The 25,484-nt window shown below is 74.7% G+C and carries 28 protein-coding genes and 1 riboswitch; of the genes, 17 read left to right on the top strand and 11 right to left on the bottom strand.

What is annotated here, in order from left to right; genetic code table 11:
• Nucleotides 1-104: 104 nt before the first annotated feature.
• Both ACIRST_RS30225 and ACIRST_RS30220 read right to left on the bottom strand, forming a co-directional pair.
• Nucleotides 105-845: a sensor domain-containing protein gene (locus ACIRST_RS30225; RefSeq protein ID WP_402805950.1), complete on the bottom strand. Its 741-nt coding sequence runs from the start codon at nucleotides 843-845 to the stop codon at nucleotides 105-107.
• Nucleotides 846-959: 114 nt separating this feature from the next.
• Nucleotides 960-1,571: a GNAT family N-acetyltransferase gene (locus tag ACIRST_RS30220; protein ID WP_402805947.1), complete on the bottom strand. Its 612-nt coding sequence runs from the start codon at nucleotides 1,569-1,571 to the stop codon at nucleotides 960-962.
• 42 nt (nucleotides 1,572-1,613) lie between these two features.
• On the opposite strand from ACIRST_RS30220, the gene ACIRST_RS30215 reads away from it, so the two are divergent.
• On the top strand, nucleotides 1,614-2,489 hold the full coding sequence (locus ACIRST_RS30215) for a hypothetical protein (RefSeq protein WP_350525384.1): 876 nt from the start codon (nucleotides 1,614-1,616) through the stop codon (nucleotides 2,487-2,489).
• Nucleotides 2,490-2,567: 78 nt separating this feature from the next.
• Here the strand turns inward: ACIRST_RS30215 and ACIRST_RS30210 are convergent, their stop codons facing one another.
• A complete protein-coding gene (locus tag ACIRST_RS30210) occupies nucleotides 2,568-3,401 on the bottom strand; it encodes a M23 family metallopeptidase (RefSeq protein WP_350525385.1) in 834 nt (277 codons plus the stop codon).
• Nucleotides 3,402-3,413: 12 nt separating this feature from the next.
• Nucleotides 3,414-3,572: riboswitch (cyclic di-AMP (ydaO/yuaA leader) on the bottom strand.
• Nucleotides 3,573-3,769: 197 nt separating this feature from the next.
• On the opposite strand from ACIRST_RS30210, the gene ACIRST_RS30205 reads away from it, so the two are divergent.
• The 10 genes from ACIRST_RS30205 to ACIRST_RS30160 all read left to right on the top strand — a co-directional run bounded on the left by ACIRST_RS30205 (nucleotide 3,770) and on the right by ACIRST_RS30160 (nucleotide 11,687).
• Entirely contained in the window at nucleotides 3,770-4,060 is a 291-nt protein-coding gene (locus ACIRST_RS30205; protein ID WP_350525386.1) for a YiaA/YiaB family inner membrane protein, read from the top strand.
• A 130-nt stretch (nucleotides 4,061-4,190) separates the two neighbouring features.
• The gene (locus tag ACIRST_RS30200; RefSeq protein WP_402805942.1) at nucleotides 4,191-5,018 is read left to right on the top strand and encodes an alpha/beta fold hydrolase; all 828 of its coding nucleotides are present in this window, start codon (nucleotides 4,191-4,193) and stop codon (nucleotides 5,016-5,018) included.
• A gap of 140 nt (nucleotides 5,019-5,158) precedes the next feature.
• Complete coding sequence (locus tag ACIRST_RS30195) at nucleotides 5,159-5,725, top strand: TetR-like C-terminal domain-containing protein (RefSeq protein ID WP_350525388.1); 567 nt, start codon at nucleotides 5,159-5,161, stop codon at nucleotides 5,723-5,725.
• Between the two features lie 414 nt (nucleotides 5,726-6,139).
• Nucleotides 6,140-7,351: an ATP-binding protein gene (locus tag ACIRST_RS30190; RefSeq protein WP_402805989.1), complete on the top strand. Its 1,212-nt coding sequence runs from the start codon at nucleotides 6,140-6,142 to the stop codon at nucleotides 7,349-7,351.
• A gap of 57 nt (nucleotides 7,352-7,408) precedes the next feature.
• The gene (locus tag ACIRST_RS30185; protein WP_350525389.1) at nucleotides 7,409-7,822 is read left to right on the top strand and encodes a roadblock/LC7 domain-containing protein; all 414 of its coding nucleotides are present in this window, start codon (nucleotides 7,409-7,411) and stop codon (nucleotides 7,820-7,822) included.
• Nucleotides 7,819-8,166: a DUF742 domain-containing protein gene (locus ACIRST_RS30180; protein ID WP_350525390.1), complete on the top strand. Its 348-nt coding sequence runs from the start codon at nucleotides 7,819-7,821 to the stop codon at nucleotides 8,164-8,166. Before ACIRST_RS30185 ends, ACIRST_RS30180 begins: the two co-directional genes overlap by 4 nt.
• On the top strand, nucleotides 8,144-8,779 hold the full coding sequence (locus ACIRST_RS30175) for an ATP/GTP-binding protein (RefSeq protein ID WP_350525391.1): 636 nt from the start codon (nucleotides 8,144-8,146) through the stop codon (nucleotides 8,777-8,779). The genes ACIRST_RS30180 and ACIRST_RS30175 overlap by 23 nt, the downstream gene beginning before the upstream one ends.
• On the top strand, nucleotides 8,776-10,248 hold the full coding sequence (locus ACIRST_RS30170; protein WP_402805937.1) for a cytochrome P450: 1,473 nt from the start codon (nucleotides 8,776-8,778) through the stop codon (nucleotides 10,246-10,248). The genes ACIRST_RS30175 and ACIRST_RS30170 overlap by 4 nt, the downstream gene beginning before the upstream one ends.
• Nucleotides 10,212-11,345: a cytochrome P450 gene (locus ACIRST_RS30165; RefSeq protein ID WP_402805935.1), complete on the top strand. Its 1,134-nt coding sequence runs from the start codon at nucleotides 10,212-10,214 to the stop codon at nucleotides 11,343-11,345. The genes ACIRST_RS30170 and ACIRST_RS30165 overlap by 37 nt, the downstream gene beginning before the upstream one ends.
• Nucleotides 11,346-11,429: 84 nt before the next feature.
• Nucleotides 11,430-11,687: a hypothetical protein gene (locus ACIRST_RS30160; protein WP_396552924.1), complete on the top strand. Its 258-nt coding sequence runs from the start codon at nucleotides 11,430-11,432 to the stop codon at nucleotides 11,685-11,687.
• Between the two features lie 121 nt (nucleotides 11,688-11,808).
• Here ACIRST_RS30160 and ACIRST_RS30155 read toward each other — a convergent pair whose 3' ends face one another.
• Both ACIRST_RS30155 and ACIRST_RS30150 read right to left on the bottom strand, forming a co-directional pair.
• Nucleotides 11,809-12,618: an isocitrate lyase/phosphoenolpyruvate mutase family protein gene (locus ACIRST_RS30155; protein ID WP_402805932.1), complete on the bottom strand. Its 810-nt coding sequence runs from the start codon at nucleotides 12,616-12,618 to the stop codon at nucleotides 11,809-11,811.
• Between the two features lie 11 nt (nucleotides 12,619-12,629).
• Nucleotides 12,630-13,130, bottom strand: coding sequence for a carboxymuconolactone decarboxylase family protein (locus ACIRST_RS30150; RefSeq protein ID WP_350525396.1), 501 nt, complete (start codon nucleotides 13,128-13,130; stop codon nucleotides 12,630-12,632).
• Nucleotides 13,131-13,258: 128 nt separating this feature from the next.
• Here ACIRST_RS30150 and ACIRST_RS30145 point away from each other — a divergent pair, with 128 nt between their 5' ends.
• From ACIRST_RS30145 to ACIRST_RS30135, 3 genes are all read left to right on the top strand, one after another.
• Entirely contained in the window at nucleotides 13,259-14,059 is an 801-nt protein-coding gene (locus tag ACIRST_RS30145) for an NRDE family protein (protein WP_402805930.1), read from the top strand.
• A 152-nt stretch (nucleotides 14,060-14,211) separates the two neighbouring features.
• On the top strand, nucleotides 14,212-14,385 hold the full coding sequence (locus ACIRST_RS30140; RefSeq protein ID WP_350525398.1) for a hypothetical protein: 174 nt from the start codon (nucleotides 14,212-14,214) through the stop codon (nucleotides 14,383-14,385).
• Between the two features lie 116 nt (nucleotides 14,386-14,501).
• Nucleotides 14,502-15,419, top strand: coding sequence for an undecaprenyl-diphosphate phosphatase (locus ACIRST_RS30135; protein WP_350525399.1), 918 nt, complete (start codon nucleotides 14,502-14,504; stop codon nucleotides 15,417-15,419).
• On the opposite strand, the gene ACIRST_RS30130 is transcribed toward ACIRST_RS30135, so the two are convergent.
• Nucleotides 15,404-16,168 carry an alpha/beta fold hydrolase gene (locus tag ACIRST_RS30130; RefSeq protein ID WP_402805926.1) on the bottom strand — a complete coding sequence of 255 codons (765 nt, stop codon included), beginning with the start codon at nucleotides 16,166-16,168 and terminating at the stop codon, nucleotides 15,404-15,406. The two genes, ACIRST_RS30135 and ACIRST_RS30130, sit on opposite strands and share 16 nt — an antisense overlap.
• Nucleotides 16,169-16,225: 57 nt before the next feature.
• Between ACIRST_RS30130 and ACIRST_RS30125 the strand changes: the two genes are divergently transcribed.
• Nucleotides 16,226-16,978, top strand: a complete 753-nt coding sequence (locus ACIRST_RS30125; RefSeq protein WP_402805923.1) for a glucose 1-dehydrogenase — start codon at nucleotides 16,226-16,228, stop codon at nucleotides 16,976-16,978.
• Nucleotides 16,979-17,042: 64 nt separating this feature from the next.
• On the opposite strand, the gene ACIRST_RS30120 is transcribed toward ACIRST_RS30125, so the two are convergent.
• Nucleotides 17,043-17,981 carry a sigma-70 family RNA polymerase sigma factor gene (locus ACIRST_RS30120; protein ID WP_402805920.1) on the bottom strand — a complete coding sequence of 313 codons (939 nt, stop codon included), beginning with the start codon at nucleotides 17,979-17,981 and terminating at the stop codon, nucleotides 17,043-17,045.
• An 81-nt stretch (nucleotides 17,982-18,062) separates the two neighbouring features.
• On the opposite strand from ACIRST_RS30120, the gene ACIRST_RS30115 reads away from it, so the two are divergent.
• Both ACIRST_RS30115 and ACIRST_RS30110 read left to right on the top strand, forming a co-directional pair.
• Complete coding sequence (locus ACIRST_RS30115; RefSeq protein WP_350525437.1) at nucleotides 18,063-18,509, top strand: carboxymuconolactone decarboxylase family protein; 447 nt, start codon at nucleotides 18,063-18,065, stop codon at nucleotides 18,507-18,509.
• Between the two features lie 36 nt (nucleotides 18,510-18,545).
• On the top strand, nucleotides 18,546-19,979 hold the full coding sequence (locus ACIRST_RS30110; RefSeq protein ID WP_402805918.1) for a PLP-dependent aminotransferase family protein: 1,434 nt from the start codon (nucleotides 18,546-18,548) through the stop codon (nucleotides 19,977-19,979).
• A 167-nt stretch (nucleotides 19,980-20,146) separates the two neighbouring features.
• Here the strand turns inward: ACIRST_RS30110 and ACIRST_RS30105 are convergent, their stop codons facing one another.
• The 4 genes from ACIRST_RS30105 to ACIRST_RS30090 form a co-directional block, all read right to left on the bottom strand.
• Nucleotides 20,147-20,350 carry a DUF6126 family protein gene (locus tag ACIRST_RS30105; protein WP_350525404.1) on the bottom strand — a complete coding sequence of 68 codons (204 nt, stop codon included), beginning with the start codon at nucleotides 20,348-20,350 and terminating at the stop codon, nucleotides 20,147-20,149.
• Between the two features lie 32 nt (nucleotides 20,351-20,382).
• Entirely contained in the window at nucleotides 20,383-21,018 is a 636-nt protein-coding gene (locus ACIRST_RS30100) for an XRE family transcriptional regulator (RefSeq protein ID WP_350525405.1), read from the bottom strand.
• Nucleotides 21,019-21,123: 105 nt separating this feature from the next.
• The gene (locus ACIRST_RS30095; protein ID WP_402805914.1) at nucleotides 21,124-22,857 is read right to left on the bottom strand and encodes a pyruvate dehydrogenase; all 1,734 of its coding nucleotides are present in this window, start codon (nucleotides 22,855-22,857) and stop codon (nucleotides 21,124-21,126) included.
• A gap of 30 nt (nucleotides 22,858-22,887) precedes the next feature.
• The gene (locus tag ACIRST_RS30090) at nucleotides 22,888-25,446 is read right to left on the bottom strand and encodes a glycoside hydrolase family 65 protein (protein WP_402805913.1); all 2,559 of its coding nucleotides are present in this window, start codon (nucleotides 25,444-25,446) and stop codon (nucleotides 22,888-22,890) included.
• Nucleotides 25,447-25,484: the final 38 nt, after the last annotated feature.

The raw sequence follows: 25,484 nt of genomic DNA, 5'->3' as shown, positions 1-25,484 counted from the left end.
TCGGCCCCGCCCGCACCCGGAGGGCGGACGGGGCCGGACGGAGCGGAACGGGGCCCGACGGCCGGGGCCCGACGGGCCCCACAAGCCCGACGGCCGGTACCGGCTCAGCGGCCGAGCAGACCCTGGGCGGCGGCCCGGTTGACGTTGGTCAGACCGCGGACCAGCTGCGCGGTGAGGAACACCAGCACCACCCCGACCAGCGAGACCGCGGCGATCTGCCACACCCCCTCGATGTAGTAGACGTGCCGCACGTGGTGGCTGTCGGTGTAGTCGAACACCTGGTACCCGCGCCAGTCGGTGAAGGTCGGGAAGACCCAGTGGTAGACGGGGTAGAGCGCCATCGCCCAGCCGACCAGCAGGAACACCACTGTCATGGTGAAGCTGAAGATCGCCCAGGGGAACATCACCACCTGGTGCAGCGCGGCCTTCCAGCCCGCCGGGTCCGCCAGCCGCGCGGTGATCGCCCCCCAGCTGCCCGGGCGGACCCGGCGCGCCGGCTTCGGGCCGGGGACGTCCAGGGCCAGCATGCCGCGCACCCGGGCCCGCTCCAGCCGGCCGAAGCCCCGGCCGGCGACGGTCAGGGCGGCCAGGACGGGCAGGCCGAGGGCGGTGACGAAGGTGCCGAGACCGAGGCAGAACAGGGTGATCGCGACGGCGAACCCGGCGATCGCCACCGGCAGGCCGGTGAGCACGTACCCGATCTCGCGGTAGTAGTGCGCGGAGAACGGCGCCGCCAGGAAGGCCGGCGGCTGTTCCGTCCGGTGGGCCCGGTCGGGACGCGGGTCGGCGTCGTACCCGCCCAGGACGTCGAACTCGTGGTCCAGTGTGCTTCGGCTGCTGCTCATCTCCCGGCCCCCGGCCCTTCGTTGTGACGGTCGTTCGCGTTCCCTGACGTCGTCCAGTCTGGTCGAACGGCCGGGGCCCGGGGCATCCGGAGGCCTGGCGGATCGGAGGTGGGGTTAACCCCCCGCTCCTTCGGGCCGCCGCTCGGCCGGACGGCGGTCGGCCGGGCCCGGCCACGCGTCGGCGAGCAGCACGTAGTGGTCCGAGCCGGACCGCTCGCCGCCCGGGAGCCGGTCCTGCCGCGCCCGCTCCTCCGGCCGGAACCCGAGCCCGGTGAGCACCGTGGCGGCGGCCGCGTTGGCCGCCTCGGCCCGGGCCGTCAACCGGTGCAGGCCCAGGACGCCGAAGCCGAGGTCGCAGAGCAGGGCGGTGACCTCGCGCCCGTGGCCGCTCCCCTGGAACTCGCGGCCGAGGACGCAGCCGAGGTCGGCGGCGCCGTGTTCCCCGAGGGTGAGCGAGGCCTGGCCGATCGGGGTCGCGTCCCGCGGGTCCTCGGCGTCGGCGAGCCTGGTGACGGCGAGCCGGTAGGTGTCCCGCTGCTCGGCCATCGCCTCCTCCAGGTAGAGCTCGATCTGGTCGGCGCAGGTCTCGCGGTCGTGCGGCTCGAACGGCAGGTGCCGGGTGACCTCCGGGTCGCCGAACAGCGCGTGCAGGGCGTCCACGTCGCCGTCGGTGTGGTGGTACTCGCGGATGGCCAGCCGGGGGCCGGTGAGTCGTACGGGGACCATGGCTGCCGACCCTACCCGCCCCCGGCGGCTACCGTTCGGACTATGAACGACGAAGACCTGCGGCTCGCCCCGCGCACCAGGGCCGCCGACCTGCTCGCCTGGGCGGCCGAGCAGGGCCGCACGCCGGTGGCCGAGGGGCCGCTGCACGCGGTGCTGGCGCTGCTGGAGCTGGGCGAGAGCAGGATGCACGACGGCTGGCCCGAACTGACCTCCGACGCGGTGGAGCACCTGCTGTACGAGCGCCTCCACCTGTACGTCCAACCCGCGCCCGAGGAGGACCCGCTCGCGTACGGCGAGGCGGTCCGGCTGCTGATCGACCACCAGCGGGCGGCCCGGCGGCTCAACGCCAAGCGCCAGGAGCGGCTGCACGCCGAGGCCGAGTGGCAGGGCGAGGTCGCGGCCGGGCTGCTGCGCCGCGCCGACCTGGTGACCTGGCCCCGGCTGTACGCGCTGCTGCTGCACGCGCACGGGGTGGACGTCGCGGACGGGGCGGCGGTGCGGGACTGGCTGACCGGCTTCGCCGGGCTGGCGGAGGAGGAGCGGCTGGCCGCGTACGAGGCGCTGGTGCCCACCGGCTGGCTGGACGAGCCGGACGAGCAGGGCTGGGGACCGGGACGGGTGCTGTCGGTCGGCATGGCCACGGACGGCGCCCGGCGGCTGCTGGAGCAGGGCCTGATGCGGCGCAGCTACCGCAACCTGGCCGAGCTGACCGCGCTCGGGCGCCCGATGCCGGACGAACTGGCCGGGGACTTCGGGCACTTCGAGGACGCGGCGGTCGACGCGGCGCTCGACCTGTTCGGGGAGTGGACGGTGCCCGGGCTGCCGCGGCTGCTGGTGGCGGAGTTCCCGGAGCTGGCGCCGGAGCCGGGCCAGGAGGAGATCGACGCCTACCTGGCGCAGCTGCCCGCCGAGGAGTAGCCGCCGTGGCACCCGGAAGCCCCCGGCCGCGTGCGGCCGGGGGCTTCCGGGAGGCCGCTACGGGCCTCCGGGTGTCCGTTACGGGTTGAGGCCGTGCTGCTGGAGCCAGGGCTCCGGGTCGACCGGGGCGCCGCCGCCGGGGCGGACCTCCAGGTGCAGGTGCGGGCCGGTGACGTTGCCGGTCGCGCCGACCTTGCCGATCTGCTGGCCGGAGGTGACCTTGCCGGAGCCCGCGATGATCGAGGAGAGGTGGCAGTACCAGATCTCGGTGCCGTCGGGCAGGGTCTCGACGATCCGGTAGCCGTAGGAGCCGGACCAGCCGGCCGAGGTGATGGTGCCCTGGCCGAGCGCGTAGACCGGGGTGCCGGTGTCGGCGGCGAAGTCCAGGCCGGTGTGCAGGTTGGCCCAGTAGCGGGCGCTCTGGCCGTAGTGGGCGGAGAGCCGGTAGTCCTTCACCGGGAGGGTGAGGGCGGCGGCCCGCTTGGCCTCCGCCTCCTCGGCGGCGCGCTTGGCCTCGGCCTCCTTGGCGGCGGCCTTGGCCTCGGCCTCCTGCGCGGCCTGCACGCGGGCGGTCTCCTCGGCGGCGGTGCGCTGGCTGTCGGCCTGCTGCTGGATGCGGGCGGCGAGCGCGAGGCCGGGGTCGGCGGAGAGGGCGACCGGCGTCTCGTCCGGGGCCTCGACGGCGGGTGCGGCGGCCGGGGTGGCCGAGGCGAAGCCGGTGGCGCCCAGGGTGGCGGCGACGGCGGTGACGCCGAGCAGCGGGGAGGTGCCGCGGACCTGACGCGGCATCCGGTGCCGGTTGGTCTCGGCCTCCGGGCCGAGGGCCTCGGGGCCGTCCGCACCGGGGTGGTCGAGGAGCTGGGTACCGGCTGCGGGGCCGGCCGGGTGTGCCGGAGTGTGCGTCGACGCCACGGAGGCGCGCTCCTTTCCTTCCTTCGCGCCTACCGGGTTAGCTGACGGGTTCGGAGCAGGAAGGTCTCCTACGGCCGGGCCGGGGCCCCGCCGATTCACCCCAAGGAACGTGGTTCCCCGGCTCCCTGACCTGCCCGGAGGCCGGCCGGCGGGATTAGGCGACGGCGCACGGTGCCGTCTGGGTACGGCGTTGACAACCGCGCTGCGTTATCAAACGTTAATCCTAGGACGCTCTGATTCCAAGCCATCCGTCCGGGACGGCCGTGGAACGAGTGATAGGACGTCAACGAACGACCCTTCGACACGAGCACTTCATCTGAGTACTCCTACTCATGTGCGGCCCGGCCGGACGGCCGCATCCTGACGCCATGAGCGCACCGATGCAGAACCGCACGACGGCCGCCTACTACATCCAGGCCATCCTCTCCTTCGCCCTGTCGGGCACGGCCCTCGCCGTCGGGATCGCCTACCTGCCGGTCGGCGGGTGGACCCGGGCGTTCCTCGGGATCGGCCTCCTCTACACCGTCAGCTCCGCGTTCACCCTGGCGAAGGTGGTCCGGGACCGGCAGGAGACGAACGAGATCGTCAGCCGGGTCGACCAGGCCCGGCTGGAGAAGCTGCTCAGCGAGCACGACCCGTTCAAGGTCGAGGGGGTCTGAGGCGGGCCGCCCGACACCCCCCTCTCCCTCCGCCGCGGTCGAGCACTTGACGGCTAAGGCTATTAGCCTTAGCTTTATGGCTATCGGCAGCACCGCCGATGCCCGCAGCGGAGGACCGAGGAGGCCCACCATGAACGCCACCATCACCCCGGACACCCAGTACCTGACCCTCCCCGGCGGGCGGATCGCCTTCGACGACACCCGGCAGGGCGACGGCACCCCCGTCGTCCTGCTGCCCGGCATGCTCGACAGCCGCGCCGCGTACCGGCACCTCCGCCCGCTGCTCGTCGCCGCCGGCCACCGGGTCGTCACCATGGACCTGCGCGGCTTCGGCGAGTCGTCCATCGCCTGGGACGACTACGGCCCCGCCGCCATCGCCGACGACGTCCTCGCCCTGCTCGACCACCTCGGCATCGAGCGCGCCGTCCTCGCCGGGAACTCCTACACCGGCGCGACGGTCGTCAAGGTCGCCGGGGACGCGCCGGAGCGGGTCGCCGGGATCGTCCTGATCGACGCCTTCGTCGAGAACCCGCAGCCCGGCGCCCTGATGCGCGGCGTCCTCGGCCTGATGGGCGCGGCGCTCGTCCACTGGCCCGCCTTCTGGGGCTTCTACCTGCGCCGGATGGCCTTCCCCGGCGCCAAGCCCGCCGACTTCGACGCCTACGTGGACGGGCTGGTCGCCGCGCTGCGCACCCCGGGCCGCAAGACCGCCACCCGCGGGTACGTCACCGGGAACTCCTCGCCGGTCGGCTGGACGGCCGCCGTGCGGTGCCCGGCGCTGGTGGTCATGGGCAGCAAGGACCCCGACTTCCCGAAGCCGGAGCTCGTCGCCGACCGGCAGGTCGCGGCACTGGGCGCGCGGAAGGCGATGATCGAAGGGTCCGGGCACTACCCGATGGCCGACGACCCGCAGGCCACCGCGGACGCCCTGCTGCCCTTCCTCGCCGAACTCGCCTGACCGCCCGACCGCCGGTCCACCCGGCCCGCCACGGCCCGCCACGGCCCGCCACCGGCCCACCACCGGCCGGCCACCAGGCCGACCACGGCGGGACCACCGCCCGACCACCGCCGACTCCCGCACGAGAGAAGCCCGAAACCATGCCCCGCATAGGACTGACCCCCGACCAGGTCGTCGACCACGCCATCGCCCTCCTGGACGAACAGGGCACCGAAGCCCTCACCCTCGCCGCGGTCGCCGCCCGGGCCGGCGTCGCCACCCCCTCGCTGTACAAGCACGTCAGCGGTGGCCTCGCCGAACTGCGGCGGCTGATCGCCGTCCGGGTCACCGGGGAACTGGCCGACTGCCTCGCCGCCGCCGCGGTCGGCCGCAGCGGGGACGACGCCGTCGCGGCCGTCCTGCGCGCCTACCACGCGTACGCCACCGAGCACCCGCACCGCTACAACGCCCTCCCCCAGGCCCCGCAGCCCGACGACGACCTCGCCGAGGCGGCCGCGCGACTCGTCGGCGTGATCATCGCCGTCCTGCGGGAGTACGGGCTCGACGGCTCCGAGGCGATCCACGCCGCCCGGACCGTCCGCTCCCTGGCCCACGGCTTCGCCTCGCTCAGCACCGCCGGTGCCTTCCGGCTCGCCGAGGACCTCACCACCACCCAGGACCGCCTCATCGCCACCCTCACCACCGGCCTCCGCGCCTGGCCCGCCTGACGGGCCGCCCACGCACCCGGCGAACCGGCGGACACGGGGGCGTCGAGCCGGCCGACCCCCGCGGCGCCCCGACGGAGGACGGGTGGACGCCGAGAGAAAACGCCGGGGGAAACGTCGGAGGAAACGCCGGAGGGAGGCGTCGAGGGAAGACGCCGCCGGCCCCGAGGATCCGCTTTCGCGACACCCTGCACACAGGCCCCACACATCCCAGGGCGCGAACCGGCCATCGGGCGGGTTCGGGACGGGTGGCGGCCGACCCGACAGAGCCGCCCCGAGGGCTTGCCCCAGAGGGCGATCGGGGACGAACGAGTCCGGAATGCGGGCGGATTGACTTGATTTTGACGAGATCCGGTCACTTGGCGAGATCCGTTCACACCTTCGTAGGATCATCACCCTAGAATTCGCCGCGTGACGATGACTCAGTGGTCAGTAACGGCAACCGGCGTGCTCGCCGTCCTCGCCCTCGTGGCCGCCGCGCGCTACCACGCCGTGTCCGTCACCCAGCGCGGCCGCGCCGACCGGCTGCAGCACGAACTCGCCCGGCTCCAGGAACAGCTCACCGCCGAACTCTCCCGCCGGGGCGTGGACCTGGCCGCCGTCCAGCACGAGCAGGAACTCACCGCCTCCACCCAGCGCGCCTTCCTCAGCGTGGCCCGCCGGATCCTGGTGATGGCCCACGACCAGCAGGCGCTGCTGGACGAGATGGAACGCACCCACGACGACCCGGCGCTGCTGGAGGGCCTGCTCAAGGCCGACCATGCGGCCGCCCAACAGGCCAGGCTGGCCCAGACCCTGGCCGTGCTGTGCGGCGCCCGGGCCGGCCGGCACTGGCCGGAGCCGGTCACCCTGGAGGACGTCGTCCGCGGCGCCCAGTCGCGCATCCTGCCGTTCCAGCGGGTGGTGGTCCGCAGCCGGATCGAGACCGCGGTGGTCGGCGCCGCGGCCGAGGCGCTGATCCACGCGATCGCCGAGCTGCTGGACAACGCCACCCGCTACTCCCCGCCCAGCACCCAGGTGTTCGTCACCCTGATGCCGGTGCACAACGGCGCCGTCATCGAGATCGACGACGGCGGCGTCGGCATGCCCGAGCAGGCCGTCGCCAAGGCCGCCGCCGCGCTCGCCGGCGGCAGCACCCTGGAGGTCTCCCGCCTCGGCGAGGTCCCGCAGCTGGGCCTGGCCGCGGTCGGCCGGCTCGCCGAGCAGTACGGCTTCCGGGTCACCCTCAGCTCGGCGCCCTCCCCGTACGGCGGTGTCCGCGTCGTCATCCTGCTGCCGAACGCGCTGCTCACCGAGCCGCTGCCGCCCACCGTCCCCGGCTTCGGGCCGGGCGACCCGGCGTTCAGCCCCGGCCCCGGGCCGGCCTCCCCGGCCGACCACCCCCTGCTGGAGACCCCGCCACCCGGCCGGGCCCCGGTCGGCGGCGACACCCCACCGCCGCTGCCCCGCCGCAGCCACCGGCGCGACCGCGCCAGCCGGCCCGCCCAGCACGCCGCTCCCCCGCCGCCCGCCCCGCCGTACCGCTCGGCCCGGGACGCGCAGACGTTCATGGCGATGTTCCAGGCCGGGACCGCCAGCGGCCGGTCGGCCGCCCGGGGCCAGGGCCGGAACGCACCCGGCCCCTCCTGACCACTCCCGCACGCTTCCCCCGACTCCCCCCGACTCCCCAGCGCTCCGGAGAACTCCATGACCACCACGCCTGATCTCGGTTGGCTGCTCGCCGACATCATCAATGTCCCGCAGGTCCAGCACGCCGTCGTCGTCTCCAACGACGGCCTGGAGATCGGCCGCAGCGCGGGCATCGCGCGCGAGGACGCCGAACGGCTCGCCGCCGCCTGCTCCGGCCTGCAGTCCCTGGCCCGCGGCGTCGCGACGGGCTTCGGCGGACCGGGCAGCGCCACCCGCCAGATCATCATCGAGTACGGCGGCGGCTACCTCTTCATCGTCGCCGCCGGGGCCGGTGCGCACCTGGCCGTGGTGACCAGCGAGGCGGTGGACGCCGGCCTGGTCGCCTACCAGATGCAGGTCCTGGTCGAGCGGATCGGAGCCCACCTCACCAGCCCGCCGCGCGTCGACCACGCGGCGGGGGGCCACCGGTGAGCGGGCCGGTCCGGCCGTACGTCATCACCGGTGGACGCAGCCGCTCCACCCGCCCCGAGCTGGCCCTGGAGAGCCTGGTCAGCGCGTTACCCGAGCCCCCGGAACTGCCCGAGCACGTGCTGCTGAACCGTGAGCACCGGCGCATCCTCGGGCTCTGCCACAGCCTGCTGTCCATCGCCGAGGTGGCGGCCCACCTGGGGCTGCCGCTCGGCGTCGTCAAGGTACTGGTCGGGGACCTGTGGGACCTCGGCGCCGTGCAGGTGCTCCCACCCGTCCCGCAGGCCGAACGCCTGCCCACAACCCTTCTGGAAGAGGTGCTCGTTGGCCTCCGCCAACTCCGCTGAAGCCGCCCCCGGGGCCGCCGGGTCCGCCGACGGGCCGCAGTACCTGCCGTCCTCGGTGCAGGGCGCGGTCAAGATCCTCGTCACCGGCCCGTTCGGGGTCGGCAAGACCACCCTGGTCGGCTCGCTGAGCGAGATCACCCCGCTGCGCACCGAGGAGACCATGACCGCCGCCAGCAGCGGCGTCGACGACCTCACCGGGCGCGGCGGCAAGACGACCACCACGGTCGCGCTGGACTTCGGCCGGATCACGCTCAACCCCCGGCTCGCGCTGTACCTGTTCGGCACCCCCGGGCAGCAGCGGTTCTGGCCGCTCTGGGACGACCTGTCGCGCGGCGCGCTCGGCGCCATCGCGATGGTCGACCTGCGCCGGCCGGACGAGAGCTTCGACGTCCTCGGCCGGCTGGAGGAGCAGCGCATCCCGTTCGCGGTGGCGGTCAACACCTTCCCGGACACGCCGAGTTACCCGGAGGAGGAACTGCGCACGGCGCTGGACCTGCTGCCGGACGTACCGATCCTGTTCTGCGACGCACGCGACCGGCGGCAGTCCTACGACCTGCTGATCGACTTCGTCGACCACCTGCACCGCAACTCGATCCTGGAGCTGCAGGGATGAACGCCTCCGACCCCGGGGCCGCGGGCGCCCACGGCTGCCCCGTCGCCCACGGCGGCAGCCTGCCCGGCGGCCTGCCGGTGGGCGTGCCGCTGACCCCGCTGCACGGCACGGCAGTCGCCGAGGACCCGCACGGCCTGTACGCCCGGCTGCGCGCTCACTACGGCCCGGTCGCACCGATCGAGCTGGAGCCCGGCGTCGAGGCCTGGCTCGTCCTCGGCTACGCCGAACTGCTCGAACTCACCCGCAACGAGGCGCTGTTCTCCAAGGACTCGCGCCGCTGGCGGGTGCCTGCCGAGGGCCGGCTGGCCGCCGACTCCCGGCTGCTGACGATGACCGCCTGGCGCCCGACGCTGCTCAACCTGGACGGCGCCGAGCACCAGCGGCTGCGCTCCGCCGTCTCGGACACCCTCGCCCAGATCGACCACCACCAGCTGCGCGGCACCACCGAGGCCGCTGCCAACGGCCTGATCGACAGCTGGGGGCCGGACGGCACCGCCGACCTGATCGCCCAGTACGCGCGGCGGCTGCCGCTACTGGTCTTCACCCAGCTGATCGGCCTGTCCGCCGAGGCCGGGCCCCGACTGGTCGAACTGATCAGCCACTTCGTGGACAGCAGCGCCGAGTCCCAGCGGGCCGGCGCCGAGTTCCAGGCGATCCTGGTCGACCTGGTCCGGCGCCGCCGGGCCGCGCCCAGCGCCGACCTCACCTCCTGGCTGCTCGCCCACCCGGCCGGGCTGACCGACGAGGAGGCGGTGCACCACCTGGTGGTGCTGATGGTCGCGGGCAACGAGACCTCGATCAACTGGATCGGCAACACCCTGCGGCTGCTGCTCACCGACCGGCGGTTCCGGGCCACCCTCACCGGCGGCCGGCTCACCGTGTCCGACGCGCTGGAGGAGGTGCTCTGGCGCGACCCGCCGACGCAGAACTTCCCCGGCCGCTGGGCCGCCGGCGACACCGTGCTCGGCGGCCAGTACATCAGCGCCGGCGACATGCTGGTCCTCGGTCTGGCCGCGGCCAACGCCGACCCGGCCGCCCAGGGCGTCTCCGCCGCCGCCCAGGGCTCGCTCGGCGGCAACCGGGCGCACCTCGCCTGGGGCGCGGGCCGGCACGTCTGCCCGGCCCAGCACCCGGCCCGGATCATCGTCGAGACCGCCGTCGAGACCCTGCTGCACCGGCTGCCCGACCTCCAACTCGCCGTCCCGCCGGGCGAGCTGTCCTGGCGCCCGTCCCCGTGGTCGCGGGCCCTGACCGCCCTGCCGGTGCTGTACAGCGCCTTCACCCCGCCCCGCCCGCCAGCCCCCGAGAGGCCCGCATGGACACCGCCGTCGATCCCGCAGGAGCCCGACCCGAGCCCGTCCGACTCGACCCCTTCGGAGGCGACCAGCACGGAGAGAACGCCCGACTCCGCGCGGCCGGCCCCGCGGTCCTGGTGGAACTCCCTGGCGGGGTGGTGGTCTGGGCGATAACCCACCACGACACCCTCCAGACGCTGCTCGCCGACCCCCGCGTCGGCAAGAACCCCCGGCTGTGGACGACCTTCCGGGAGGGGCGGCTCCCGGAGGGCTGGCCGCTGACCAACTTCGTCTCCGTGCCCGGCATGGTCACCGCCGACGGGGACGACCACCGGCGGCTGCGCGGACTGGTCTCCCAGGCGTTCACCCCGCGCCGGATAGCCGCCCTGGCACCGGCGATCGAGGCCAGGACCATCGCGCTGCTCGACCGGGTCGCCGAGCTGGAGGGCGAGTTCGACCTCCGCGAGCACTTCGCCTACCCGCTGCCGATGCAGGTGATCGGCGAACTGCTCGGCCTCGCGCTGGAGCAGCAGGACCGGCTGCACGAGCTGTCCGACACCCTGGTCTCCAGCTCGGCCACCCCGGCGGCGGCCGTCGCCGCGCAGCGGGACCTGAACGCGCTGCTGGCCTCCGTGGTGGCCGCCAAGCGGGCCGCGCCCGGCGACGACCTGACCACCGACCTGATCGCCGCCCGCGAGGCCGGCCCGAGCACGGACCGGCAGCAGCTCAGCGAGGCCGAACTGGTCGGCACGCTGCTGCTGATGCTGGTCGCCGGGCACGAGACCACGCTCAACCTGATCACCAACGCCGTCCGCGCCCTGCTCGCCCACCCGGACCAGCTGCAGCTCGTCCTGGACGGCGCGCAGCCGTGGTCGGCGGTGGTCGAGGAGACGCTGCGCTACGACTCGCCGGTCGGGCAGTTCCCGCTGCGCTACGCGGTCGAGGACATCGAGGTCGGCGACGTGGTCATCCGGCGTGGCGAGGCGCTGCTGGCCTCGTACGCGGCGGCCGGGCGCGACGCCGGGCACCACCCCGACGCCGACCGCTTCGACCTCACCCGGCAGCCCGCCCGGCACCTGTCGCTCGGCCACGGCCCGCACTTCTGCCTCGGCTCCGGGCTGGCCCGGCTGGAGGCCGAGACGGCGCTGCGGCACCTGTTCGGGCGCTTCCCCGGGCTGGCCCTGGCGGAGGGCCGGACGAACGAGCCGATCGCGTCGTTCGTCAGCAACAGCGTGCGGACCCTGTGGGTGACCGTCCGGCCCGCCGGGTGACCTGAGGGCGGCCCGGTCGTTCGGCAGTGCATGACGAACCACGGCACCAAGAACGACGGCACGCACGGCACGAGGAGCCACGGCATGAAGAAGCTCGCCACCCTGGCCGCCCTCACCATGGCGGGCCTGGCCCTCGCCGCCCCGGTGGCCTCCGCCACCACCCAGACCGCCGCCTCGCCGGACGCCACCGGGGGCCTGACCGACGGCCTCAACCTCTCCCCCGCCGACCTCGCCCTGCAGACCGCGGGCAAGCTCCCGGTGGTCGGGCACGCCGCCAACGAGGTCGAGGCCGTCGGCACCAACCAGATGAGCCACCCGGGGCTCAGCGGGCAGATCGGCTGACGGGCGTCGGCGGCGCCCCGGGCCGACCGGCCGGTGCCGGGCGGCCGGCCGTCCCCCGAACGGTCGGCCGCCCCCGGTACGGTGCCGGGCCCGGTGCCGGAATCCGGCCCGGTCCCGGGATTCAGTCGGAGAAGAGCCCGTTGAGCTCCGGGTACGTCAGCCCGCCGTCGAGAGCGCCGTACGTGCCGCTCGTGTACAGCTCCTCGGCGGCCCGGCGGACCGCCGCGTACGCCGCCTTGGCCAGGCCCGGGCCGAGGCTGATCCGGGCCACGCCGAGCTTCGCCAGGTCGGCGACCGACGGGGAGCCCGGGCCGGCCAGCACGTTCAGCGGCGCCGGGACGGCCGCGACCAGGGCGGCGATGGTCTCCGGGTCGGTTACGCCGGGGACGAACACGGTGTCCGCGCCCGCCTCGACGTACGCCCGCAGCCGGCGGACGGCCTCGTCCAGCCGGCCCTCCGGGGCTCCCGTGCCGTGCAGGAACACGTCGGTGCGGCCGTTGACGACGAGCGGGACACCGGCTTCGTCCGCCGCCGCCCGGGCCGCCGCGATCCGCTCGGCGGCCTCCTCCAGGGGGCGTCCGCCGTCCTCCAGGTTCACCCCGACGGCGCCGGTGGCGAGCAGCGCGGCGACGGTCTCGCCGACCCCGGCGGCGGTGTCCGCGTAGCCGCTCTCCAGGTCCGCGGTGACCGGCAGGTCGACCGCCCGGACCACCTGGGCGGTCCGGGCCAGCACCTGCTCGCGGTCGGCGCCGCCGCCGTCCGGGCTGCCGAGCGACCAGCACACGCTGGCGCTGGCCGTCGCCACCGCGCGCGCCCCGGCGACGGCCACCAGACGGGCGCTCGCCGCGTCCCACACGTTCGCCAGCACCAGCGGCTCGCCCGGGCGGTGCAGCTCCCGGAGCAGCCGGGCCTTCTCCTGCTGGGTCGTCACGTCGTCGGCCCTCACTTCGCGGCCGGGCTCAGGCGGGTGCTCACGCCGATCCGGTTCCAGGCGTTGATGGTGGCGATCAGCGCGACCAGCTGGGCCAGCTCCGTCTCGTCGAACTGCTCGGCGGCCTCGGCCCACACGGCGTCCGGCACGTGGCCCTGGGTCAGCAGGGTGACCGACTCGGTGAGGGCCAGGGCGGCGCGCTCGCGGGCGGTGAACCAGGGGGTCTCGCGCCAGGCCGGGAGGGAGAGCAGGCGGTGCTGCTGCTCGCCCTGCTTCACGGCGTCGGTCGAGTGCATGTCGATGCAGAAGGCGCAGCCGTTGACCATCGAGGCGTGCAGCTTGACCAGCTCGACGATGACCGGGTCGAGGCCGGTGCGGGCGGCCTGGTCCACGGCGACCATCGCCTGGTAGTAGGCGGGGGCGAGCTTCGGGAGCGCGAGGCGCTGGGCCGGGGCGGGCACGTGCGCACCGGCCGCCGCGTCGGGGGTCGGCAGGCTGTCGTTCGTCGTCATGATCACCAGCCTAGGAGCGTGGTGGCCCGTCGCCGTGGTGCATTCGGCACCGGGTTCCTTGGGCCATTTCCGGCGTACGAACAGCCGTGCGAGGATCGCTGACAGGACGAGGTCAGGGGGCCAGGGTCGTGTGCACGGCGTTCGTCAGCATCGAACCGGGGGCGGCGGTACCGGTACTGCTGCTGTCCGTCCGGGACGAGTACCTGGGACGCGCCTGGCTGCCGCCGGACCACCACTGGCCGGACCGGCCGGAGCTGCTCGGCGGGCTCGACCTCGCGGCCGGCGGCACCTGGCTGGCCGTCGACCCCGCCCGGCGGACCGCCGCCTGCCTGCTGAACGGCTTCGGCCCGCTCGCCCCCGCCGACTCCCGGCGCACCCGGGGCCGGCTGCCGCTCACCGCCGTCACGGAGGGCGGGATCGGCCACCTCGACCTGACCCCGTACGACCCCTTCCACCTCGTCCTGGTCCGGCCGGACGGCGCCCGGGTCGCCAGTTGGGGCGGCGGCCGGCTCACGGAGCACGAACTGCCCGCCGGCCTCAGCGTGGTGCTCAACGACGGACTGGAGGGCCTGGCCGCCAACCGCGCCGCCTCCGAGCGGATCAGCGCGCTGATGGCCGCGCGCGCCGCCCACTTCCGGGCCCGCTTCAGCGCCGCGCCCCGCCCCGAGCCGACCGGCGCCGGGCCCGCCGCGCGGGCCTGGGGGGCGTGGCTGCCGATCGTCAGCGGCGACGGGCTGGCGCCGGACGAGGACGCGGCGCTCGTCCAGCGCCGGGACTTCGGTGACGGGCGGGTCTGGGGCTCCTCGTCGATCTCGCTGCTCGCGCTCGGACCGGACCGGCTGCGGTACGACTTCGCGGCCGCGCCGGTGGCGCCGGACGGGCCGGACGGCTCGGGCGGCTCGGGCTGGCGGCGGATCGCGACGGACTGACCCGGGCCCGGTCGGCCCCCGCCGGGCCCGACCGGACGGGAGCAGCCCGGCCCGGCACTCCGGCCGCCGGGGCGAAAAGGACTTGAACCTGACGCAGCGGGAGGCGCCATCGTGGCGTGCGTCGAGCCCGAAGCCGAGTCCGGGGAGCCACGATGCACCGCCTGTCCGCCGTCCTGACCGTCGCCCTGCCGCTGGCGGGCGCACCGCTCGTCGTGAGCGCCTTCGTCCTGCTCGGCCACCCCGTGCACCGGGCCGTCCCGAGCACCACCCTGCTGGCCGCCGTGGCAGGGGCGCTGATCCACCACCTGGGCGCCGGTTTCCCGTAGACGTACGGTCGGTGAACTTCTGGCGGCGGGGCTGCCCGGCGTCTACATGGGCGTAGTAGCTTCGCGGGGGCCACCGGACCAAGGCCGGCCACCGACCCCCCGATCGAAGGTGCGCGATGTCCACCCTGACCTACCCGGAAGCGATAGGCGTCGGCCTGCTGCAGGGCGTCACGGAACTCTTCCCGGTCTCCAGCCTCGGCCACAGCATCCTGCTGCCCGCCCTGATCGGCGGGAAGATCCAGCACGACCTCGACATGACCGCCGAGGGCTCGTCCTACCTCGCCGCCCTGGTCGCCCTGCACCTGGCGACCGCGCTCGCGCTGGTCGTGTACTTCTGGCAGGACTGGGTCCGCGTCGTCAGCGGGCTGATCACCTCGATCCGCCACCGCCGGGTGGAGAGCCGCAACGAGAAGCTCGCCTGGCTGCTCATCCTCTCCACCATCCCGGTCGGCGTGGCCGGCCTCGTGCTGGAGAAGGCGCTGCGCAACGCGCTCGGCAAGCCCCTGCCGGCCGCCGTCTTCCTCGCCCTCAACGGGCTGGTGCTGCTCGGCGCCGAGCGGCTCAAGCGCGGCGGCTCCGGCCGCCGCCGGGCCGGGCACGCCGCCCCCGTCGACGAGCCGGGCCTGGACCCGGCGGTCGCCTCCGACCACCGGCTCACCAAGCTGGGTTACGGGCAGGGCGCCTGGATCGGCGCCGCGCAGATCCTCGCGCTGTTCCCCGGCATCAGCCGCTCCGGCGTCACCATGAGCGCCGGCATCCTGCGCGGGCTGCACCACGAGGACGCCGCCCGGTTCTCCTTCCTGCTCGCCACCCCGGTCATCCTGGCCGCCTCGGTGCTGAAGGTCCCCGAGCTGTTCAAGCCGGAGAACTCCCCCGTGCTCGGCCCGGTCCTCGCGGGCAGCGTCGCCGCCTTCGCCGCCGGGTACGTCTCGGTGCGGTTCCTCACCAAGTACTTCGAGACCCGCAGCCTGACGCCGTTCGCGATCTACTGCTTCCTGGCCGGCCTCGGCAGCGCGGTCTACCTGTCGGTCTGAGCCGGGCCGTCCGCCCGGGCCGGGCCGTCGCTCCGAGCAGGCCCGCCCGGCCGGACCGGCCGGACCGACTCCAGCAGGATCCGGGCCAGTTCGGCCGGCCGGGAGAACATCGGCCAGTGCCCGGTGTCCAGCTCGACCAGCCGCCAGTGGCCGTCCGCGACCAGCGCGGCGACCACCGGCGGCGGCTCCGGCCAGTCCAGCAGGCACTTCACGTACACCGCCGGGAGGGCGCTCAACGGCCCCTCCAGCACGGCCGGTTCGGTCAGCGAGGCGCCCGGGTGCGGGGTGGCCCGCTCGGCGATCCGGGCGATCTGCCCGGTCGTCAGCCCCTGTCCGGCGAAGTCGGCGGGCGGCAGCGGCGGCCACCAGCCCCCGTGCGCGGCGAGGTCGGCCCGCAGCCCGGCCGGCTCCGGTATCCCGTCGGCGAAGGACTCCCCCGTCACCGGCACGTCGGCGTCCACCAGGACCAGCCGGGCCAGCCGGTCGCCGATCCGCTCGGCGGCCTGGCCCACCGGGACGCCCGAGTAGCTGTGCCCGACCAGCACGACCTCCCGCAGGTCGTGCTCCTCCACCGCGGCCACGACGTCCGCCACGTGCTCCCGCTGCCCGGCCGGCACCGCCCGCTGCCCGGCGAGCCCGGACAGCGTCAGCGGGTACGCCCCGTGCCCGGCCGCGCGCAGCTCCGGCACCACGTCGTCCCACGCCCAGGAACCGAGCCACGCGCCCGCCACGAGTACGAAGTTCGCCATGCGCGGCACGGTAGCGCGAGAGGGTGAAAACTCACCCCTCGAACACGTGGAGGAAGCATGACGGAACCACTGCTGCCGGCCGGGAAGGCCGCGGTCGTCACGGGCGGCTCACGGGGCATCGGGCGGGCCGTCGTCCGGCGGCTGGCACGCGACGGCGCGCAGGTCGTCCTCGGCTACGCCCGCGACGAGGCGGCCGCCGCCGAGACGGTCCGCGCCGTGGAGGCCGAGGGCGGCCGCGCGTGGGCCGTACGGGCCGACCTCGCCGAGCCGGACGCCGCCGAGCGGCTGATGGCCGAGGCCGAGGAGCGGCTCGGCGGGCTCGACGTCCTGGTGAACAACGCCGCCGCGTCCTTCGTCCCCACCCCGCTCGCCGAACTCGACGACGCGGCCCTCGACGCCGTCCTGGCCGTCAACACCCGCGCCGCCTTCACCACCGTCCGCTACGCCGCCCGCCGGATGCGCGACGGCGGGCGGATCATCAACGTCTCCACCGCGAACACCGTCCGGCCCGTCCCCGGCATCGCCGCGTACGCCGCCAGCAAGGGCGCCGTCGAACAGCTCACCGCGGTCGCCGCCGTCGAACTCGGCCCGCGCGGGATCACCGTCAACACCGTGTCCCCCGGGGCCACCGACACCGACCTGCTGCGCGGCACCAACCCGCCCGAGGCCCTCACCCGGGTGGCCGGCCTGACCCCGCTGCGCCGCCTCGGCCGACCCGAGGACATCGCCGACGTCATCGCCTTCCTGGCCGGCCCGGACGGCCGCTGGATCACCGGCCAGAACCTCCGCGCCACCGGCGGGCTGGCCTGAGAACCGGTCCCCGGGTCCGTCCGTCCGTCGAGCGGCCGGACGGGCCCGGGGAGCGGGTGCCCGGTCAGGCCGTGAGGCCCAGGGCGGCCAGGCGGGTCGGGTCGGTGAGGATGTCCATCGCGGTGATCCGGCCCTCGTGGATGGTGAACGACATGACCGACAGCGGACGGCCGTCGGCGAACGACACCACCCCGGGCGAGCCGTTGACCAGGACCAGGCGGCCGTCGGCGGCGAACCGGGCGAAGGTGATCGCCTGGGCGGCGACGTCCGCGGCGCCGCGGCGCAGCACGCTCGGCACCAGCGTGCCGCCGTCGGAACGCGCCACCACGTCCGGGTCCAGCACGGTCAGCAGGGCATCGAAGTCGCCGCCCCGGGAGGCCGTCAGGAACGCCTCCACCACCTCGCGCTTGCGGGCGACGTCGGTGTCCGCGGCCGGCGTGGCGCCCTGCACCCGGCGGCGGGCGCGACTGGCCAACTGCCGGGTGGACGCGGACGTGCGGCCCAGCACCTCGGCGATCCCGTCGAAGGGCACCTCGAACATGTCGTGCAGCACGAACGCCACCCGCTCCGCCGGGGACAGCGTCTCCAGGACCACCATCAGGGCGATCCCCACCGAGTCGGCGACCAGGATCTCGTGCACCGGGTCCAGCGCCGCCAGCCCGCTGACCACCGGGTCCGGCAGCCGCACCTGCCCGTCCTGCTCGGGCAGCGGATCCTCCCGGCGGGAAGCCCGGGACCGCAACTGGTCCAGGCAGACCCGGCCGACCACCGTGGTGAGCCACGCCGCCAGGTTGCGCACCCCGCCCACGTCGCTGCGGCTCAGCTTCAGCCACGCCTCCTGGACGGCGTCCTCGGCCTCGGCGACCGACCCGAGGATCCGGTAGGCCACCGCGCGCAGCTGCGGCCGCTCCGCCTCGAAACGCCCTGCCAGCTCGGCCGGTTCGGACTGCTCGGCCGGTTCGGACGGCCGGGCCGGCTCGGCCGGGGAAATCTCTTCGCTCATGCTGTCACATCCTCGCGTCGGGATCCGTCGGTCCAGTGACGGACGCTAACCGACGAGGAGATCACCGTGACCACCGCACGCATGAAGAACCCCGCCCTGGTCCTGCCCGACGCGATGAAGGGCGTCCAGGCCGTCTACAAGGCCATGTACCAGGGCGGCGTCTCCCCGCAGCTCCTCGAACTGGTCCACCTGCGGGCCAGCCAGATCAACGGCTGCAGCGCCTGCGTGTTCGCGGGCGTCCAGGGCGCCAAGAAGCACGGCGAGACCGACGAGCGGCTGCACGCCGTCGCCGCCTGGCGCGAAGCACCGTTCTTCACCGACGAGGAGCGCGCCGCCCTCGAACTCACCGAGGCCGCCACCCGGATCGCCGACCGCTCCGGCAAGGCCGTCCCGGACGAGGTCTGGGACGCCGCCGCCGACCACTTCAACGAGGAGCAGCTCTCCGCGATCATCCTGATGATCGCGCTGACCAACTTCTTCAACCGCATCAACACCACCATCGAGGAGCCCGCCGGCACCTCCTGGTAACCCCGGCGGGCCGCCCCTCCGCGCGAGAATGGGCCCGTGACCAGCTCCTGGACCTCCTTCGGCGGCGACCTGCACCTCGACCTCACCGAGCGGCGCGCCGCCGGGACCGGGCTGCGGGCCGCCCTGGAGGACGCCCTGCGCGAGGCCGTCCAGGACGGGCGGCTCGCGCCCGGCACCCGGCTGCCCTCCTCCCGGGCCCTCGGCGAGGACCTCGGGATCGCCCGCAACACCGTCGTCGAGGCGTACGGCCAGCTCACCGCGGAGGGCTGGCTCCACTCCCGCCAGGGCTCCGGCACCACCGTCGCCCGGCGGGCCGTACCCGAGGCCCCCGCCCACGGCAGGCGGGCCCCGGCCCGCCGGGTTCCGCAGCGACGGGCCGCCCGGCACGACCTGATGTCCGGACGGCCCGACCTCTCGCTCTTCCCCCGCACCGCCTGGCTCGCCGCCGCCCGCCGCGCCCTCGCCACCGCACCGCACGAGGCCCTCGACTACGGCAGCCCGCTCGGCCGGATCGAACTGCGGCAGGCCCTCACCCACTACCTGGCCCGGGTCCGCGGCGTCCGCACCGACCCCGACCACCTGCTCGTCTGCACCGGCGTCACCCAGGGCCTCGGCCTGCTCTGCACCGCCCTGCGGGAACGCGGCACCCGCACGCTCGCGGTAGAGGAGTACGGGCTGCCACCGCAGCACGACGTCGCCCGGGCCGCCGGACTCACCCTCGCCCCGCTGCCGCTGGACGAGGAGGGCGCCCGGGTCGACCGGCTCGACGCACGCCCCGGCGCCGTCCTGCTCACCCCGGCCCACCAGTTCCCCACCGGCGCCCCGCTCTCCGCCGAACGACGGGCGGAAGCGGTGCGGTGGGCGCGCGAACAGGACGGGTACGTCGTCGAGGACGACTACGACGGTGAGTTCCGCTACGACCGGCAGCCGCTGGGCGCCATGCAGGCGCTCGACCCCGAACGCGTGGTGTACGCCGGAACGGCCGCCAAGAGCCTCGCGCCCGGCCTGCGGCTGGCCTGGCTGGCCCTGCCGGACGCCCTGGTCGAACCGGTCGCCCGGCTGAAGGTCCTGGCCGACACGATGTCCCCGGTGCTCGACCAGCTGACGCTGGCGGAGCTGATCACCTCCGGCACGTACGACCGGCACGTACGGCGCTGCCGCCTGCACTACCGGCGCCGCCGCGACCACCTGGTCGCCGCGCTCGCCGAACACGCCCCGCACGTCCGGGTCACCGGGATCGCGGCCGGCCTGCACGCCGTCCTCCAGCTCCCGCCCGGCTCCACCCCGGAACCCGAACTCCTCAGCCGCGCCCAGGCCGCCGGCATCTCCCTCAACGGCCTCGCCTGGCACCGCGCCACCCCGGACCCCACCGACGCACCGCCCTCCCTCGTCATCGGCTACGCCACGCCACCGGAGCACGCCTTCCCGGCGGCGGTGCAGGCCCTCTGCGAGCTGCTGCGCAGGGCGTGAGGAGGGGAAGAGGAAAGGGCGGGGCGCGGTGCAGGCTCGCTGCGAGTTGCTGCGCGGCGCGGGGCGGCGGGGTGCTCGCGAACTGTCGGGCGGCACCGGCAGGTCGGCCGGACGGCGTTCCGCCCGCCTCCCTCGGGGGTGGAGGCGGGCGGACGGCGGAGGGGCGCCTACTTGTTGCGGCTGCCGAGTTCGAACAGGAGCATGATGAAGCCGGCGAAGACGTGGATGCCGGCGGTGTAGATCACCAGGCGCAGGTAGACCCGCTTGTTGGCCCACTTCCCGGCGTCCATGGTCTTCGGGCCGGTCGGGGTGTCGGCCGCGCCGACCAGGGGGGCTGGGGCGGTGGTGGCGGTGGTGGTGGGATCGGCCATGGTGATCTCCTCCGGATGGTTCTGACGGCAGGTCAGTGGGTCGCGGCGGGGCCGCCGCCGAGGCAGAGTTCGCCGCCGGGGCTCTGCAGCAGGGTGTGGATGAAGAGCAGTTCGACGCCGTTCTCGGACTCGGCGGCGATGCAGTGCGGGGTGAGCGAGTCGTAGTGGGCGGAGTCGCCCACGCGGAGGTGGTGGACGCGGTCGCCGAGGGTGAGCCGGAGTTCGCCGCGCAGGATGTACAGCCACTCCTCGCCGGGGTGGACCCGGACCACCGCGTCCTGGACGCCCGGCGGGACCTGCACGCGCAGGGCCTGCATGGCGCGGCCGGGGGCGCCGGCCCGGCGGTAGCCCCAGCCGCCGGCCCGGCCGGGCTCTATGGCGCCGCCGCGGACCACCGGGTCCGGTTCGGCCATGGTCTCGCCGAGCAGGCCGGACACCGAGGTGCCGTAGGCGCGGGCGAGGCCGAGCAGGACGGGCAGCGAGGGCTGGCGGCGGCCGGTTTCCAGCCGGGACAGATACGCTGGGGACAGTCCGATCCGCGCGGCGGCGACCTCCAGGGTGAGGCGGCTGCTGAGCCGGTGCTCGCGGAGGCGGGCGGCGAGGCCGACGACCTCCTGGTCGTCGAGCTGGTCGCCTGCGGCGGGGGCGCCGGTGGAGCTGGTGGTCATGTACCCAGTGGACACCCGGCGTGCCGGTCGGGCAAGAATCTTGCCTCAGAGGCAAAAGCCCCGGAGTGGGGGCTCACGACCGGGACCCGCGGGCCCTTCCCCGCCTCACGGCCGCGGGATGTTCCGCAGGTTGCTCCGGGCCAGGTCGATCATGCGTCCGACCCCGCCCGAGAGCACCGTCCGCCCGGCCGCCAGCGCGAAGCCCTTCAGCTGGGCGGCGGTGATGTGCGGCGGGACGGACAGCGCGTTGGGGTCGGTGACGACGTCGACCAGGGCCGGTCCCGGTCGCTCCAGCGCCTCGGCCAGCACCTCCCGCACCCGGGCCGGCTCGGTCACCCGCTTGGCCGGGATCCCCATCGCCCGGGCGATCCCCGCGTAGTCCACGTCCCCGTTGTCGATCTCCGACTCGGGGTACCCGGAGACCAGCATCTCCAGCTTGATCATGCCGAGCGCGCCGTTGTTGAACACCACCGTCTTCACCGGCAGCCGGTGCTTGGCCACGGTGAGCAGCTCGCCGAGCAGCATGCCGAGGCCGCCGTCGCCGGCCATCGCGATCACCTGGCGTCCGGGGTTGGCGAGCTGGGCGCCGATGGCGTGCGGGAGGGCGTTGGCCATCGAGCCGTGGAGGAAGGAGCCGATCACCCGCCGGTGGCCGTTGGGCTGCAGGTAGCGGGCGGCCCAGACGTTGTTCATGCCGGTGTCGACGGTGAACACCGCGTCCTGCGCGGCGACGTCGTCGAGGACGGCGGCGACGTACTCGGGGTGGATCGGCAGGTGCTTCTCGATGTCCCGGGTGTAGGCGCCGACCACGTCCTCCAGCGACCGGGCGTGCTTGCGCAGCATGCCGTCCAGGAAGGCGCGGTCGCCCTTGGCCTCCAGCAGCGGCAGCACGGCCCGCAGGGTGGCGGCGACGTCGCCGTGGACGGCCAGGTCGAGCGCGGTGCGCCGGCCGAGGCGGGTCGCGTCGTGGTCGACCTGGACGGTGTGCGCCTGCGGCAGGAAGGAGTCGTACGGGAAGTCGGTGCCGAGCAGCAGCACCAGGTCGGCGGAGTGCAGCGCCTCGTGGCAGGCGCCGTAGCCGAGCAGGCCGCTCATGCCGACGTCGTACGGGTTGTCGTACTGGATCCACTCCTTGCCGCGCAGGGAGTGGCCGATCGGCGCGTTCAGGGCCTGCGCCGCCTCCATCACCTCGGCGTGCGCACCGCGCACCCCGGCGCCGCAGAACAGCACCACCTTGCGCGCCTCGTTGAGCAGCCGGGCCAGCTCCTGCACCTGCGACCACGGCGGCGCGGCGACGGCCTGCTCGGTGAGGAAGTGGCTGGTGCCGGTGGGGCCGGCGGCGGGCAGAGCGGCGACGTCCCCGGGGAAGGCGAGCACCGAGACGCCGTGCGCGCCGAGCGCGTGCTGGACGGCGATCCGCAGCAGCCGGGGCAGCTGGGCGGGGGCGGAGAGCAGCTCGCACCAGCTGCTGCAGTCGGTGAACACCCGCTCGGGGTGGGTCTCCTGGAAGAAGCCGGTGCCGATCTGGCCGGACGGGATGTGCGAGGCGAGCGCGAGGACGGGCAGGCCGCTGCGCTGGGCGTCGTAGAGGCCCTGGATCAGGTGGGTGTTGCCGGGGCCGCAGGAGCCCGCGCACACGGCGAGCCGGCCGGTGAGTTCGGCCTCGGCGGCGGCCGCGAAGGCCCCGGCCTCCTCGTTGCGCACGTGCACCCAGCCGATGCCCTCGGCCCGGCGGATCGCGTCCACGACCGGGTTGAGGCTGTCCCCGACGACGCCGTAGACCCGCTCCACCCCGGCCTGCCGGAGCACCTCCACCATCTGTTCGGCCACGCTCGCCACGGGTGCACTCCTTCACTGGGGCGCCGGTTCTCACAGGCACCTGCACACTCCGACGGGCGGCGGGGCGGCGCAGCCGGGGTGGGCCGGACGGGTGAGCGCGCGCGGGTGCGGACGCCGCGGGGTGGGGGGGGGGGGGGGGGGGGGGGGGCCCCCCCCCCCCCCCCCCCCCCCCCCCCCCGCCCGCCCCCCCCCCCCCAGGTGGTCGTGCTGGCCGAGCTTGCCCGCGGCGAGGCCCGCCTGGGGCTGGCGGCGGGCGGGTTCGCGGCCGGGCGGCTGGGCGAAGCGCTCCTGCGCGGGCGGGGCGGTGGTGGGCAGGGTGACGGGCTTCCCGGACTTGAGCTGGACCGCCTCCCCGTCGTGCCGCAGGTGGAGCACGTCGCCGCGGCGCAGGGTGTACGTCGTCTCCTCGTGGCTGATCCGGACGTCGAGCAGGTGTCCGCGCACCAGCAGCGAGAAGCTGAGCCGCATCAGCCCGGACGGCAGCCGGGGGCGGAAGGACAGCGTCTCGCTGTGGTCGCGCAGCCCGCCGAACCCGGCCACCAGGGCGATGCAGGCCCCGGCGAGCGAGGCCATGTGCAGGCCGTCGCCGGTGTTGCCGCCGAGGTCGTGCAGGTCCATCAGGGCGGCTTCGGCGGTGTAGTCGTACGCGAGGTCGAGCTGGCCGACCTCGGCGGCGATGACCGCCTGGGTGCAGGCGGAGAGCGAGGAGTCGCGGACGGTGAGGCGCTCGTAGTAGGCGAAGTTGCGGGCCTTCTGCTCGTCGGTGAAGGCGTCGCCGCGGACCTGCATGGCGAGCACCAGGTCGGCCTGCTTGACCACCTGCTTGCGGTACAGGTCGAAGTACGGGAAGTGCAGCAGCAGCGGGTACTTCTCGGGCGGGGTGTTCTCGAAGTCCCAGACCTGGTGGTGGGTGAAGCCGTCGGCCTGCGGGTGGACGCCGAGGTCCTCGTCGTACGGGATGTACATCGCCGCGGCGGCGTCCCGCCAGGCGGCGGTCTCCTCGGTGTCGACGCCGAGGGCGGCGGCTTCGCGCGGGTGGCGGACGGCGGCCTCGGCGGCGGCGCGCAGGTTCGTCTGCGCCATCAGGTTGGTGAAGACGTTGTTGTCCGCGACGGCGCTGTACTCGTCGGGGCCGGTGACGCCCTCGATCCGGAACTTCCCGGCGACGTCGTGGTGGCCGAGCGAGCGCCACATCCGGGCGGTCTCCACGAGGAGTTCGAGCCCGTACTCGCGCTCGAACTCCTCGTCCCCGGTGGCCCGGACGTAGCGGGCGACGGCGGCCGCGATGTCGGCGCCGATGTGGAAGGCCGCGGTGCCGGCCGGCCAGTACCCGGAGCACTCCTCGCCGCGGATCGTCCGCCACGGGAACACCGCGCCGGACAGGCCGAGTTGGGCCGCGCGTTCGCGGGCCAGCGGGAGGGTGGTGTGCCGCCAGCGCAGGGCCTGGTTGACGGCGGCGGGCAGGCAGTAGGTCAGCACGGGCAGGACGAAGGTCTCGGTGTCCCAGAAGCTGTGCCCGTCGTAGCCGGGGCCGGTCAACCCCTTGGCGGGGATGGCCCGTTCCTCGCTGCGGGCGCCGGCCTGCAGGACGTGGAAGATGGCGAACCGGACGGCCTGCTGGAGTTCGACGTCGCCCTCGATCTCGATGTCGCTGGTCTCCCAGAACTCGCGCAGGAACGCGTTCTGTTCGGCGACCAGGCCGTCCCAGCCGGTGTACCGGGCGGCGGTGAGCGCGGCCTCCACCTGGTCCCGGACGGCGGGCAGCGAGCGGGTGCCGGACCAGCCGTAGGACATGAACTTGGTCAGCCGCAGCCGCTGTCCGGGCTTGAGCACGGTGGTGACGCTGATCCGGCAGTGGTCGGCCTCGGCCTCGGCGACGGTGTCGGACTTCTCCGGGCCCTCGATGATGTGGTCCATGCCGGCCGCGACCCGGATGCCGCTGTAGCGGGTGCGGTGCACCAGGACGGCCTTGGTGCCCCCGGCGTGGTGCACCTCGGGCTGCAGCGGCGCCTCCAGGACGGCCGCGGCGCGCGGGTCGCCCTCGGGGCCGCCGGGCAGCTGCTCGTTGGCGACCAGCTCGGACTGCAGCACGATCCGCACCGGGCCGTCCACCGCCTCGACGGCGTACTCGACGGCCGCGATGGCGCGCTGGGTGAGCGAGACCAGCCGGGAGGAGTGCACCCGGATCGTCCGCCCGGCCGGGGACGTCCACTCGGCCTCGCGGTGCAGCAGGCCCTCGCGGAAGTCCAACCAGCGCTTGTGGCTGACGAGTTCGCCGTACCGCAGGTCGAAGGGCTCGTCGTCCACCAGCAGCCGGATGATCTTGCCGTTGGTCACGTTGATGACGCTCTGGCTGGACTCCGGGTAGCCGTAGCCGCCCTCGCCGTAGGGCAGCGGACGCAGCTCGAAGACGCCGTTGAGGTAGGTGCCGGGCAGGCCGTGCGGCTCGCCCTCGTCCAGGTTGGCGCGCAGGCCGATGTGCCCGTTGGAGAGCGCGAAGACGGACTCGGCGCGGGCCATCGAGGCCAGGTCCAGGCCCTGTTCGGTGATCTGCCAGGGATCGATCGCGAAGTTGTCGGAGGGACTCATGCCGCCGCCTCCCTGCGGCCACCCAGGGGCCCCGCCTC

Origin of the sequence: Kitasatospora sp. NPDC101447, assembly GCF_044767225.1 — a bacterium.
GTDB lineage: Bacteria > Actinomycetota > Actinomycetes > Streptomycetales > Streptomycetaceae > Kitasatospora.
The sequence above is the reverse complement of the archived record's forward strand: the minus strand, read 5'-3'. Positions and strand labels throughout refer to the sequence as shown.

Bases quoted from the DNA above. Each gene is read 5' to 3' on its own strand.
- ACIRST_RS30225 (WP_402805950.1), bottom strand. From the start codon at position 845: ATGAGCAGCAGCCGAAGCACACTGGACCACGAGTTCGACGTCCTGGGC.
- ACIRST_RS30220 (WP_402805947.1), bottom strand. From the start codon at position 1,571: ATGGTCCCCGTACGACTCACCGGCCCCCGGCTGGCCATCCGCGAGTAC.
- ACIRST_RS30215 (WP_350525384.1), top strand. From the start codon at position 1,614: ATGAACGACGAAGACCTGCGGCTCGCCCCGCGCACCAGGGCCGCCGAC.
- ACIRST_RS30205 (WP_350525386.1), top strand. From the start codon at position 3,770: ATGAGCGCACCGATGCAGAACCGCACGACGGCCGCCTACTACATCCAG.
- ACIRST_RS30200 (WP_402805942.1), top strand. From the start codon at position 4,191: ATGAACGCCACCATCACCCCGGACACCCAGTACCTGACCCTCCCCGGC.
- ACIRST_RS30195 (WP_350525388.1), top strand. From the start codon at position 5,159: ATGCCCCGCATAGGACTGACCCCCGACCAGGTCGTCGACCACGCCATC.
- ACIRST_RS30190 (WP_402805989.1), top strand. From the start codon at position 6,140: ATGACTCAGTGGTCAGTAACGGCAACCGGCGTGCTCGCCGTCCTCGCC.
- ACIRST_RS30185 (WP_350525389.1), top strand. From the start codon at position 7,409: ATGACCACCACGCCTGATCTCGGTTGGCTGCTCGCCGACATCATCAAT.
- ACIRST_RS30170 (WP_402805937.1), top strand. From the start codon at position 8,776: ATGAACGCCTCCGACCCCGGGGCCGCGGGCGCCCACGGCTGCCCCGTC.
- ACIRST_RS30160 (WP_396552924.1), top strand. From the start codon at position 11,430: ATGAAGAAGCTCGCCACCCTGGCCGCCCTCACCATGGCGGGCCTGGCC.
- ACIRST_RS30150 (WP_350525396.1), bottom strand. From the start codon at position 13,130: ATGACGACGAACGACAGCCTGCCGACCCCCGACGCGGCGGCCGGTGCG.
- ACIRST_RS30140 (WP_350525398.1), top strand. From the start codon at position 14,212: ATGCACCGCCTGTCCGCCGTCCTGACCGTCGCCCTGCCGCTGGCGGGC.
- ACIRST_RS30135 (WP_350525399.1), top strand. From the start codon at position 14,502: ATGTCCACCCTGACCTACCCGGAAGCGATAGGCGTCGGCCTGCTGCAG.
- ACIRST_RS30130 (WP_402805926.1), bottom strand. From the start codon at position 16,168: ATGGCGAACTTCGTACTCGTGGCGGGCGCGTGGCTCGGTTCCTGGGCG.
- ACIRST_RS30125 (WP_402805923.1), top strand. From the start codon at position 16,226: ATGACGGAACCACTGCTGCCGGCCGGGAAGGCCGCGGTCGTCACGGGC.
- ACIRST_RS30120 (WP_402805920.1), bottom strand. From the start codon at position 17,981: ATGAGCGAAGAGATTTCCCCGGCCGAGCCGGCCCGGCCGTCCGAACCG.
- ACIRST_RS30115 (WP_350525437.1), top strand. From the start codon at position 18,063: ATGAAGAACCCCGCCCTGGTCCTGCCCGACGCGATGAAGGGCGTCCAG.
- ACIRST_RS30105 (WP_350525404.1), bottom strand. From the start codon at position 20,350: ATGGCCGATCCCACCACCACCGCCACCACCGCCCCAGCCCCCCTGGTC.
- ACIRST_RS30100 (WP_350525405.1), bottom strand. From the start codon at position 21,018: ATGACCACCAGCTCCACCGGCGCCCCCGCCGCAGGCGACCAGCTCGAC.
- ACIRST_RS30090 (WP_402805913.1), bottom strand. From the start codon at position 25,446: ATGAGTCCCTCCGACAACTTCGCGATCGATCCCTGGCAGATCACCGAA.